The following is an 11,719-nucleotide window of genomic DNA, read 5'->3' as shown; positions in this document are numbered from 1 at the left end:
TCCGGCATTTCCGGCGCCGCTTTCCGGCCGTAATTCTGTACGCCACGGACAGGGCGCCCTTTTCTCAGCTCGCTCCCAGCTTTCTTACCTACCTTCCAGCCGCATGACAGACAACGAAAAGCTCGACCAGCAACGTCTGGACGACCCGACTCGCCGCAAGGTCGTCACCGTGGGCGCCGGTGCCGTCGCGGCCGTGGGGCTGGGCGGGGCGTTCGCCGCGAACGCCGTCGCCGGGGAGAGAAAGACGCCGGGGCGCGGGGAGCCGAAGCCGGCTCCGCCGGAGGACTGCTACCAGCTCACCTCGGAGGCCGTCGAGGGCCCCTACTACATCGACGCGGACAAGCTCCGCCGGAACGTCACCGAGGACAAGCCGGGCATCCCGCTCACCCTGAGCCTTCGCGTGATCGACACCGAGACCTGCAAGCCGGTGCGCAACGCGGCGGTCGACATCTGGCACTGCGACGCGGTCGGCGTCTACTCCGGCTACGAGTCACAGGGCAGCGGCGGCGGGGGCGGCGGCCCGGCGCCGACCGGTTCGCCCACCGGCACGCCGACCGGCACCCCCAGCGGGCCCCCGCCCGGCGGTGGAGGCGGCGGCCACCAGGACCCCACCGACGACACCCGCTACCTGCGCGGCACCTGGCACACCGACCGGCACGGCCATGTCACCTTCAAGACCATCTTCCCGGGCTGGTACCAGGGCCGCTGCGTCCACATCCACGTCAAGGTGCACGTGGACGGCGAGTGGACGGACGCCGGCTACGAGGGCGGGCACACCTGCCACACCGGCCAGTTCTTCTTCGAGGAGGAGGCCGTCATCGCGACCATGACCGTCGACCCCTACGTCACCAACACCAAGACCCGCACCACCCTCACCGAGGACACCATCTACGACCAGTCCGGCACCAAGGGCGGTCTGCTGAAGCTCCGCTACCACGAGAACGACATCGCCAAGGGCGTCCTCGGCTCGATCACCATGACCGTGGACACCGACGCCACCAACGACGGCGAGGGCGGCGGCGGCCCGGCCCCCTCCACCTCGGCGTCACCGTCGGCCTCGGCGTCGTGATCCTGCCGCGTACGCACCCGTAGACACCCGTAGACACCCGAAGGCGCCCGGGACCACGAAGGACCCGGGCGCCACCGTGCACGCGAACCGGCCGGTCAGGAGAGGGACTTGTACCCGCCCCAGCCGCCGGCGATCTTCACCCGCGCCGCGAACGACCCCTTGCCGTCCCCGCTGTTGCGGTAGACGTTGCCGGAGGTGTCGCGGGAGACCAGGTCGGCCCTGCCGTCGCCGGTGATGTCACCCACGCCGACCACGGCGTTGTACGAGCCGCCCCACGCGCCGAACAGCTTCACCCGCGCCTTGAAGGCGCCCTTGCCCGTGCCGCTGTAGCGGTAGAGGTTGTTCGACTTGTCCTGGGCGAGCAGATCGCCGACGCCGTCCCCGTCGAGATCACCGACGCCGACGACTTTCTTGTACGTCTTCCAGTTGTCGTACAGCTTCACCCGCGCGGAGAGCCTGCCGGTGCTGGTGCCCTTGTAGAGGTAGACCGCGCCGGTGGCGGAGTTGCGGGCGATCAGGTCGGGCCGGCCGTCACCGCTGACGTCGCCGGGCGAGGTCAGCACGTCGTACTGGTTCCAGCCGCTGCTGCCGAGGGTCGTGTACGACGTCGACGGCGTGAGCGCCTTGCCGCAGGCCGGCTTGTACAGCCTGAGGGCCCCGCCGCCCGTCCGCACCAGCACGTCGTCGCAGCGGTCGCCGCTGACGTCGCCGTAGGGCACGAACCGGGTCGACGCGGCCCAGCCGCTGCCGGTGACCTTGCCGGAGAACGTCCCCGTGCGGGTGCCCAGCTGGTACGTCAGCCCGCCCGAGGAGTTGAGGGTGAGCAGGTCGCCGGCCCCGTCCGGGGTGCCCGAGGCGCCGCCGAAGTCCCGGGCGACGGCCGCGCCGCCGGTCACGGTGACCTTGCCCGAGGCCAGCGTCACGGGCGCGGCGGCGCCCTGCTGGGTGGCGCTCAGTGTCCAGCTCAGGGGGCCGTTCGGGGCGTAAGCCCCGGACGTCGTACGGCCGTTCCAGCTCGCCGCGACGGTCAGGCCGTCGGTCGAGCCGGTGAGCGTACGGACGGTCTTCCCGGCCGCGTCGGTGAGCGTCACCGTCCAGGACGAGGTGGGCCGGCTGAGCGTCCAGGTGGGCGCCCAGGCGCTGCTCGCGGTGGTGGTGCCCTTCAGCGCGGCGGTCGCCGGCACGCTGGAGCCGCCGACGGCGAGCGCCGGCCAGGCGGTACGGCTGCCGAACAGCTGCCAGTTGGCGGCCGAACTCGTGGCACCGGACCAGACCGCGGTGGCGGCTCCGTCCTCGCCGACGCTGACCTGGCCGAGGACGTAGGCGGCCGACGAGCCCGGCAGCAGCGTGGGGGCGCTCCACGCGCCGTCGACGCCGCGCACGGACTCCGCGAGGCCCCGCTTGCCGCTCACCGTCTGCGGCCACAGGGCGTGCACGGTGCCGTCGTCGGCGATGACGGCGTCCCAGGCCTCGGGGACGTACGACGTGGACAGCGTGCGCACCGCCGACCAGGTGCCGGTGGCGGCGTCCCGGGTGGCGGTGCGGGTGCTGAACGTCGTCGTGTAGTCGACCCAGACCAGGGTGACGTCACCGTCGGGGGCGATCAGCGGCTCCGGGGTCCCGGCGAGGTCGTCGGTGGGGGTCACCGTCTCGGGCGCGGCCCAGGTACCGTCGGCGGCCGAGCGGGTGGCGGTGAGGACGGCCTCGTCCTCGGACTCGTCGGTGGCCTCGAAGGCGACGGTCGCGGTGCCGTCGCCGGCGGCGGTGACCTCGGGGTCGCTGACGGACTGGTAGGCGGGGCTCGCGGCAGCCGGAGCGGTCCAGCCGGCGGCGCCGGCCGCGCGGGAGACGGTCCGCACCGAGGCGGACGGGCCGTCGGTCTGCTTGTAGACGACCACGGTGGTGCCGTCGGAGGTGACGGCGACACTCGGCGAGTGGGCCCCGTCGGCGCCGTCCGCGACCGTGTCGCTGAGCTGTGCGGGCGCCGACCAGGTGCCGTCGGCGCCGCGGGTGGCGCCGTACACCTCCGCCGGTGCGCCGGAGTCCGGCGACCTGGCGCCCCAGACGGCGGTGAGCGTGCCGTCGGGGGCCTCGGCGAGGTCGATACCGCCGTCGCCCCAGGAGGCGTCGGTGCCGACCAGCTCCACCGGCGCGGACCAGCCGGAGTGGTCGGCGGCGAGCACGGAGCTGACGACCCGGCTGTCGAAGGGCCCGCGTCCGGGCGAGGTCTCGTCGGGGTACTCCATCCACAGCGCGGTGACCGTGCCGTCGGCGGAGGCGTGCAGCTTGACGTTGCCGGCCTCGTCCGGGGTGGTGGTGAGCAGCGCCGGGGCACCCCAGGTGTCGCTGCCGGCCGGCCTGACGGCGGCGTACAGCCTGCGTTCGGCGGACCCCGCGGCGGCGAACTGGTTCCAGATCGCGACGGCGGACCCGTCCGGGGCGGTCACGAGGTCCTTCGCCATGGTGGAGACGTCGGTGCCGGTGAGGGCGGTGGCCGAGGTCCATGGCACGACCGGGGCCGCCACGGCCGTCGTAGGAAGCACGGCGCCGCCGGTCAGAACCAGCGCCACCGAAGAGATCGCGACCGCCAGCCGGCGGCGCGGCAGGGCGTATCTGCCCACGTGAGAGTCCCTCCCGCGAGGGCCCCCTGCCCTCGCACAAGTGGACGGACTTTACCAGCACTTGGGCGTGTCCATGCCGATCAGGTGTCGTACCGGCCGTCCCAGGGCTCACCGAAGCCCAGGTGGTCCGGGTAGAGCTCGGCCCACCCCCCGTCCTCGTCGTCCTTCGCCACCAGCCCGAAGAACACGCCGTCCACCACGAGCTGGAACGGGCGTATCGCGATGTCCTTGTACGTCCGCCTCGGCAGGCTGCGCAGCATGCCCGCCAGGTGCGCGCGGGCCTGCGCCAGCACCGAACCGGCGCCGTCCGGATCCCGCTGCTGCTCCGCCCAGCTGCCCGCGCACCAGATCTGCGAGTCGCGGTAGTGACCCTCGGCATCGAAGAGATGCAGCACCGAGTAGAGCCGCTTCTGCTCCTCCCAGCCCTCGTCGAGCCGGAACCCCTCGGGGAACGCGTAGGTGACCGACGCGAGGAACTGTCCGCCGGTGTAGTGACCGATGGCCTCGGTACGGCCGTGGGGCTCGTAGGCGATCGGGATGAGCTCAGGTGCCATGGCGAAACCATACGGATGTGTTGTGGACATGCGGAGGTCGGGGCGGCCGGGTGCCACCCACCGGGCTGTCCGGCCGGGGAACGGCTGCCTGGGTCAACTTTCGCCGTCCGCCCCTGGGATGGGCACCACCCCGCGGAAAAATTCACGGCAACCTTTTCGATCTCCACAACCACAGAGGGGTGAAGCCCGCCCCAGCGGGCCCGTTTCCCGTACTTCGGAAGTATGTAAGGACTCCCCCGTGGCCTCTGTCTCTCACCGTCGGTCCCTCCGTAAGCGCCGTGCCCTCGTCGTCTCCGCCGCTGTCGTGGCCGCCGGTGTCGGTGCCGGTGCGCTCGTGCTGAGCGCGAACGCCACGTCGGCCGTCGACCTCTACCACCAGACGCTCGCCGCCAAGGACGGCTGGGCGTCGTCCGGTTCCGGTACGACCGGTGGTGCGAAGGCCGACGCCGCGCACACCTTCACCGTCGCCACCCGCGACCAGCTGGTGAAGGCACTGGGTTCGGCGAGCGACACCACCCCGCGCATCATCAAGGTCAAGGGCACCATCGACGCCAACACCGACGGCAGCGGCAAGAAGCTGACCTGCGCGGACTACGCGGCCGGCACGGGATATTCGCTGAGCGCCTACCTGAAGGCGTTCGACCCGTCGACGTACGGCCGCTCCAAGCTGCCCTCCGGCACCCAGGAGACGGCGCGGGCCGCCGCGCAGAAGAAGCAGGCCGCGAGCATCGTCTTCAAGGTGCCGGCCAACACCACGATCGTCGGCGTCCCCGGCACCAAGGCCGGCATCACCGGCGGCATGCTCCAGATCCAGAAGGTCGACAACGTCATCGTCCGCAACCTGACGTTCTCCGACACCGAGGACTGCTTCCCGCAGTGGGACCCGACCGACGGCGACGACGGCAACTGGAACTCCGAGTACGACGCGGCGACGCTGCGCGGGGCCACGCACGTCTGGGCCGACCACAACACGTTCACCGACGCCGGGCACTTCGACAGCCTCAACCCGAAGTACTACGGCCGTGAGTACCAGGTCCACGACGGCGAACTCGACATCACCAAGAGCTCGGACCTGGTGACCGTCGAGCACAACCAGTTCACCAGCCACGACAAGACGATGCTGATCGGCAGCAGCGACAGCGAGCCGAGCGGCAAGCTGCGCGTCACCCTGCACCACAACATCTGGAAGGGCATCGTCCAGCGCGCCCCGCTCACCCGCGTCGGCCAGGTGCACCTCTACAACAACGTCTACGACGTGACCACTCTGAACGGCTACGCGCTGCAGTACAGCATCAACTCCCGCGCCAAGGCCCAGGTCGTGGCCCAGAACAACTACTGGACCGTGCCCAGCTCTCTCAAGGTCTCCAAGCTGCTGAGCGGCGACGGCACCGGCTCGATCGCGGGCAGCGGCAACCTCGTCAACGGCACGACGACCGACCTCGTCGCCGCCTACAACGCCGCGAACTCCAAGAAGATCAAGACGACGGTCAACTGGACGCCGACCCTGACGGCGGGCCTGGAGAGCAGCGCCAAGAACCTGCCTGCGGAGCTGGCGAAGACGGCGGGGGCTGGTGTGCTGACCGCGAGCTGAGAAATTCTCCGCGTCGGCTGTCACACAGTCGGGGGCGCATGCGTCAGAGAGGTGTCCGAGACTCGAACGGCCCTGATCGGAGCCTCTCATGCGTATCGCCCACGATGTCGTCACCGCTCTCGCGGCCCTGCTGGCCGGGTTCTCCGGAACCGTGCTGCTGATGCGGGCCGACTGGATCGTCAAGGCGCTGACCGACTACCGGGTGCCGCCGGCGTGGTGGACCCCGCTCGGGCTGGCCAAGGCCGCCGGTGCGGTCGGCCTGGTCGCCGGGCTGTTCGTGCCGGTGGTCGGGGTGCTGGCAGCGGTGGGCCTGCTGCTCTACTTCACCGGGGCCGCGATCACCGTGGCCCGGGCGAAGTGGTACTCGCACATTCCGTTCCCGCTCGTCTACGCCGCGCCGGTGGCCGGAGCGCTGGTGCTGGGCCTCGTGGGCTGACGACCGGGGGAGCTCAGTTCTGGGGGGACTTGGGCTTCGCGCGGTGGACGCGGCGGCGCAGGGCCGGGCCCAGGCGGACCATGAGGCGCTTGTCGATGCCGGTGACCTGGCGTTCCACCGCCGACAGCCGCTTGGTGGCGGCGGTCAGTTCCTTGCGGAGGGCGGCGAGCTCGCGGGCCGTCTCGGTCGCGCGCTTCTCGGCGGTGGTCAGCCGGGTGCGCAGCTCCCTGTTCTCCTTGGCGTGCCGGTCCGCCTTGGCGTCGGCCGCGGTGATCCGCTCGCGGAGCCGGCTGATCCGGTACCGCATCTGGCCGTCGTCGCCGCCGTCCCAGACCGGCATCGACGCGGGCAGGTCGAGGGCGGCCAGCCGGGCGTCGAAGGCGGCCCCGCCGTCGCCGTGGGTGTAGGTGTTCCGCAGGTCGTTGCGGTCGAGGAAGGCGATCATGCGCTCGAAGCGCTCACCGTGTCCCTTGACCATGGCGGAGAAGTCGGCGCCCTCGTACAGGTCACGCGGGTCGGTGCCGGCGTCGAGCTCGGTGAGCGAGCGGTGCGGGATGTCGAAGTAGCGGCAGAGTTCGAGGGTGCGCGAGTCGTGGGTGAGGACGACGCTCGGGGTGCCGGCCAGCAGGGCGGCGACATTGCCGTGGATACGGGTGCCGTACGCGAAGTCGAAGCCGCGCAGTTCGTCGATCCAGGTGGCCGGGTCCAGCGGCATGCGGACCTTGTTCTCCTGGAGCAGGGCGTGGCTGAGCTGCAGCGGGAACGGGTCCGTGTGCCCGGACTCCGGCGAGGTGTCGCCCCACATCAGCAGTTCCGCGTCGACGGTGTTCTGCGCGTAGTAGACGAGGTCGGGGTAGCGCTCCCACGCGCGCCGGGCGATGCCCGATATGTCGCCGACGGGTATCGCGTCCGGCGAGAGGTTGAGGGCGATGCGTGAGGCGGCGCTCAGCTCCGAGGCCCGGATCTCCGGGAAGGTGTCGCCGTACAGGAACATCGACGGGCAGCCGATGATGTCGACGTCGTGGAAGCCGAGACCCTTGAGATAGTCCGAGGTCAGCTCGCCGCGTACGCCGATGGAGGCGGAGCGGTCCAGGACCGCTCGGGCGAAGCGGCGGACCGAGTCCGCCATCGGGTTCAGCCACGTGGTGTCGTAGTCCGCGGGGGCCTGGGCGCCGACGCCGAACACCACGACCGGGATGGTGAGCTGCTCGATGAGCGTCGTCAGCCGGTCCAGGGAGGCCTGGAAGGCGGGGCGGAAGGCGTTGGCGAGCGGGACGACGAACACGTCGTACTGCTCGTTGATCTCCGCGGCTCGGCGGGCCGAGGGGTCGGTGCGGATGCCGTTGGACGTCACCTCGGTGTCCGGGGTGGTCAGCATCTTGTGCGCCGAGTCGCTGAAGAGAAGGTTCCCGGTGTTGGTCCCGATCAGGTCCTGGTGGATGAACTCCGCCGGAGTGGCGACACGGAACGGGCTCTTCCCGGAGCGGATCAGGATTCGTTTCACGGACGGCAGACTAACCCGCAGGTAAACGTGAGGTGAAGGAGGAGTAAGAGACTGATCGGTCTCTTGCCTGAGACTTACCCCACGTCGAAGGCCCGGCGGGAGAGGGTCTCCCACCGGGCCTTCGACGGTGTGTGCGGTGTGCGCGGTGTGTGTACGGGCGTCAGGCGTCCGTGCCGCCGAAGCGCTCCTTGTACGTCTCCAGGTCCTCGTCCGTCAGCTTGGCGAACAGGACCGGGGGCACCGTGAACGGGGTGCCGGCCGAGACGGCGGCCAGTGACCTCGCCTCGTCGGCGGCGACCCAGGCCGCGGTGTCGCCGGTGAGGGCGAACGCCTCGCGCATCGTCTTCGCCGTCGCCGGGATGAAGGGCTCAGAGACCACCGCGTAGAGGTGGATCAGGTTCATCGCCGTGCGCAGGGTGAGAGCCGCGCCGTCCTTGTCCGTCTTGATCTCCAGCCAGGGGGCCTTCTCCTCCAGGTAGGAGTTGCCGGCCGACCACAGGGCGCGCAGGGCCGCGGCGGCCTTGCGGAACTGGAGGGACTCCATGTGGGACTCGTACTCGGCGAGGAGCGCGGCGATCTCCTCGCCGAGCCTCGCCTCCGCCTCGCCGGTCTCGCCGCCGGCCGGGACCTCCTCGCCGAAGCGCTTCTTCGAGAAGGACAGGACGCGGTTGACGAAGTTGCCGAGGGTGTCGGCCAGGTCCTTGTTCACCGTCGCCGTGAAGTGCTCCCAGGTGAAGGACGAGTCGTCCGACTCGGGGGCGTTGGCGATGAGGAAGTAGCGCCAGTAGTCGGCGGGGAGGATGTCGAGGGCCTGGTCGGTGAAGACGCCGCGCTTCTGCGAGGTGGAGAACTTGCCTCCGTAGTACGTCAGCCAGTTGAAGGCCTTGACGAAGTCGACCTTCTTCCACGGTTCGCGGACGCCGAGTTCGGTGGCCGGGAACATCACCGTGTGGAAGGGGACGTTGTCCTTCGCCATGAACTCCGTGTAGCGGACGGTGTCGTCCACGTCGTACCACCAGGACTTCCAGTCACGGTTGTCCGGGTCCTGGTCCGCCCATTCCTTTGTGGCGCCGATGTACTCGATCGGGGCGTCGAACCAGACGTAGAAGACCTTGCCCTCGGCCGCCAGCTCCGGCCAGGTGTCGTCCGGGACGGGCACGCCCCAGTCCAGGTCACGGGTGATCGCACGGTCGTGCAGGCCCTCGGTCAGCCACTTGCGGGCGATGGAGGAGGCCAGCTGCGGCCAGTCGTCCTCGTGGCGGGAGACCCACTCCTCGACCTCGTGCTGGAGCTTGGACTGGAGGAGGAAGAGGTGCTTGGTCTCGCGGATCTCCAGCTCCGTGGAGCCGGAGATCGCCGAGCGCGGGTTGATCAGGTCGGTCGGGTCCAGGACGCGGGTGCAGTTCTCGCACTGGTCGCCGCGGGCCTTGTCGTAGCCGCAGTGCGGGCAGGTGCCCTCGACGTAGCGGTCGGGGAGGAAACGGCCGTCGACCGGGGAGTACACCTGGCGGATCGACCGCTCCTCGATGAAGCCGTTCTCGTTCAGCCGACGGGCGAAGTGCTGGGTGATCTCGCGGTTCTCGGTGCTGGAGCTGCGGCCGAAGTAGTCGAACGCGAGTGCGAAGCCGTCGTAGACCGCCTTCTGGGCGTCGTGCGCCTGGGCGCAGAACACGTCGACCGGGAGGCCCTGCTCCTTCGCCGCGAGTTCGGCGGGGGTGCCGTGCTCGTCCGTCGCGCAGATGTAGAGGACGTCGTGGCCGCGCTGGCGGAGGTACCGGGAGTACACGTCCGCCGGGAGCATGGACCCCACCATGTTGCCCAGGTGCTTGATCCCGTTGATGTACGGAAGGGCGCTGGTGATGAGGTGTCGAGCCATCGGGGGCTGCTCCCAGGTCGCGGTTGCTGCAGGTGGTTTCTACAGGTGTGAACCTTGAAATCGTAGCCGACATGTGTATGCCGCCCGCTTCCCGTTTTACGGGCTGAGAAGCGGGCGGCACAAGGAGGAGTGCTACGGGCGCCAGTCGATCAGGAGGCCGTCGTAGAGCTCCGCGTCCGTGAGCTCCAGGGGGGTCGGGCCCGCGTGGAAGAAGGCCGCGTTGTCGGTCTTCAGCTTGCGGAGGTAGTCGAAGGCCTTGTTCTCGTGCTCGCCGAAGGCGACGAAGGAGAAGAAGACGGAGGGGTGGGACTTCGCCGCGTCCGTGAGGGACTGGGTGGCGGGGGTCTTCGCGTCCGGGGCGCCGTCGGTCTGGAAGACGACGAGGGCGGGGGCGGCCGGGGTGGCGTCCTTGTCGTGGTGCTTGTCGTAGTGCGCGAGTACGGCCTCGACGGCGGCGTGGTAGCTGGTACGGCCCATGCGGCCGAGGCCGGCGTGCGCCTCGTCGATCGCGTTCTCGGGGGAGGCCGGGGTGAGGTCGGTGGTGCCGTCGACCTCGGTGGAGAAGAAGACGACGTGGACGGAGGGGGTGTCGCCGTCCGGGGTGAGGCGGGTGGCGAGGGCGAGGGTCTGGTCGGCGAGGGCCGCGGCGGAGCCGTCCTTGTAGTACGGGCGCATGCTCGCGGAGCGGTCGAGGACGAGGTAGGTGGCGGCGTGGGTGCCGGTGAGGCCGGCCTTGGCGAGCGCGGCCTCGGCTTCGCCTTCGGCCGGGGTGTTCCCGCCCGCACCACCCGTGACGGTTTCGTTGTCGGGTGCGGGTGGCCCCTGCGGGGCGGATTCGCCGTCGGCGGCCGCGGCGGGTTCCGGGGCGGCGGTCTCGACTGCCGCCGCGACCGGTTCGGGAGCGGGCTCCGGGGCGGGTTCCGGGGTGGCGTCGGGGATGGCGTCGGGGGTGGGTTCCGCGACGGTTTCGGCTACCGGCTCGGGGTCGGACTGGGGCTCGGCCGCTGCGACGGCTGCGACCGGTTCGGCCACTTCGGCCTCCGGCTCCGGGGCCGCCTCCTCGGTCACCTCGGCCTCGACGTCGGCTGCTGGCTCCACCGTCGGCTCGGTCTCGGCCTCGGGTGCCACCCCGGCGACCGGCTCGGACCCGGGCTCAGCCACCGGCTCAGCCACCGGTTCCGGCGTCGGCTCAGCCGCAACCTCGGCGACCGGTTCGACCTCGGCCTTCGCCCCCGGGGCCCCCCCCTCGGTCACCTCGGCTCCCGGCCCCGGTTCTGCTCCCGTCCCGGCTCCGGCCGCCGCCGTGGGCGCAGCCGCGCCCTCGGCGACCGGCTCGGCCGCCGGCTCCGCGGTCACTTCAGCCACCGGCTCGACCTCGGCCTCCGGCTCCGGGGCCGCCTCCTCGGTGACCTCGGCGACCGGCTCCGGCTCGGCTTCCGCCACCGGCTCGGCCGTCACCTCGGCCTCGACGTCGGCCACCGGCTCAACCGTCGGCTCGGCCTCGGCCTCGGGCGCCACCTCGGCGACCGGCTCCGGCTCGGCTTCGGCGTCCGGCTCAGCCTCGGGAGTCACCTCAGCCTCGGCCGTCGGCTCGGCCTCGGCCACCACGTCGGCCTCCGCCGTCGGCTCCGCATCAGGCGCAGCCTCCGTCGTGCCGACCTCCACCTCTGGCTCGATCAGGCGGGTCGCCTGCTTCGGGACCGTTACGTTGTCGAAAGCCGCTGAGACCAGATCGTGTTCGTCGGTCGTTGCCGGGCGGGGCTCCGGGACCGCGGCCGGGGTTTCCGGTTCCGGGGTCTTCTGCGGAGCCGCCGGGGGTGGCGTCGACTGCGAAGGGAGCTGGTCTGCACCCTCTGCCTCGGCAGGGCGCGGCTTTCGCGACCTGCCGAATGCGTTCCGCAGGAGAGTGAGAATGCCCATGTGCGCAACCCTTCGCGTGAGTTGATACCCGTCAATCGCTGGCCAGGACGGACACGTAAGGTTAGCGGCCCCAGGTTGCGATCTTGGGGAGGGTCGATGACTCCTGTCGGGCGTACGGCGGTCGAGTCCCAGCCCGTCCTCAAGTCCC

General features: G+C 70.8%; 8 protein-coding genes. 3 read left to right on the top strand and 5 right to left on the bottom strand.

What is annotated here, in order from left to right:
• Positions 1-103 precede the first annotated feature (103 nt).
• Positions 104-1,069 (top strand): intradiol ring-cleavage dioxygenase, encoded by a 966-nt coding sequence (locus tag KVT45_RS08255; protein ID WP_217545861.1) that lies wholly within the window; start codon positions 104-106, stop codon positions 1,067-1,069.
• Between the two features lie 95 nt (positions 1,070-1,164).
• On the opposite strand, the gene KVT45_RS08250 is transcribed toward KVT45_RS08255, so the two are convergent.
• Both KVT45_RS08250 and KVT45_RS08245 read right to left on the bottom strand, forming a co-directional pair.
• Positions 1,165-3,690, bottom strand: a complete 2,526-nt coding sequence (locus KVT45_RS08250; protein ID WP_308310677.1) for an FG-GAP-like repeat-containing protein — start codon at positions 3,688-3,690, stop codon at positions 1,165-1,167.
• 80 nt (positions 3,691-3,770) lie between these two features.
• The gene (locus tag KVT45_RS08245) at positions 3,771-4,244 is read right to left on the bottom strand and encodes a hypothetical protein (RefSeq protein ID WP_217545860.1); all 474 of its coding nucleotides are present in this window, start codon (positions 4,242-4,244) and stop codon (positions 3,771-3,773) included.
• Positions 4,245-4,482: 238 nt separating this feature from the next.
• Between KVT45_RS08245 and KVT45_RS08240 the strand changes: the two genes are divergently transcribed.
• Positions 4,483-5,835 carry a polysaccharide lyase family 1 protein gene (locus KVT45_RS08240; protein ID WP_217545859.1) on the top strand — a complete coding sequence of 451 codons (1,353 nt, stop codon included), beginning with the start codon at positions 4,483-4,485 and terminating at the stop codon, positions 5,833-5,835.
• Between the two features lie 88 nt (positions 5,836-5,923).
• Positions 5,924-6,271: a DoxX family protein gene (locus tag KVT45_RS08235; protein WP_217545858.1), complete on the top strand. Its 348-nt coding sequence runs from the start codon at positions 5,924-5,926 to the stop codon at positions 6,269-6,271.
• A 13-nt stretch (positions 6,272-6,284) separates the two neighbouring features.
• Here KVT45_RS08235 and KVT45_RS08230 read toward each other — a convergent pair whose 3' ends face one another.
• The 3 genes from KVT45_RS08230 to KVT45_RS08220 form a co-directional block, all read right to left on the bottom strand.
• Positions 6,285-7,775, bottom strand: a complete 1,491-nt coding sequence (locus KVT45_RS08230) for a polysaccharide pyruvyl transferase family protein (RefSeq protein ID WP_217545857.1) — start codon at positions 7,773-7,775, stop codon at positions 6,285-6,287.
• A gap of 160 nt (positions 7,776-7,935) precedes the next feature.
• Complete coding sequence (gene metG / locus KVT45_RS08225) at positions 7,936-9,651, bottom strand: methionine--tRNA ligase (RefSeq protein WP_217545856.1); 1,716 nt, start codon at positions 9,649-9,651, stop codon at positions 7,936-7,938.
• A 132-nt stretch (positions 9,652-9,783) separates the two neighbouring features.
• Positions 9,784-11,571 carry a VWA domain-containing protein gene (locus KVT45_RS08220; RefSeq protein ID WP_217545855.1) on the bottom strand — a complete coding sequence of 596 codons (1,788 nt, stop codon included), beginning with the start codon at positions 11,569-11,571 and terminating at the stop codon, positions 9,784-9,786.
• Between the last annotated feature and the right edge of the window lie 148 nt (positions 11,572-11,719).

It is taken from the genome of Streptomyces sp. GbtcB6 (assembly GCF_019091475.1).
GTDB classification, from domain to species: Bacteria; Actinomycetota; Actinomycetes; order Streptomycetales; family Streptomycetaceae; genus Streptomyces; species Streptomyces hyaluromycini.
Note: the sequence above shows the minus strand (reverse complement) of the source record. Positions and strands in the feature narration are given on the sequence as shown.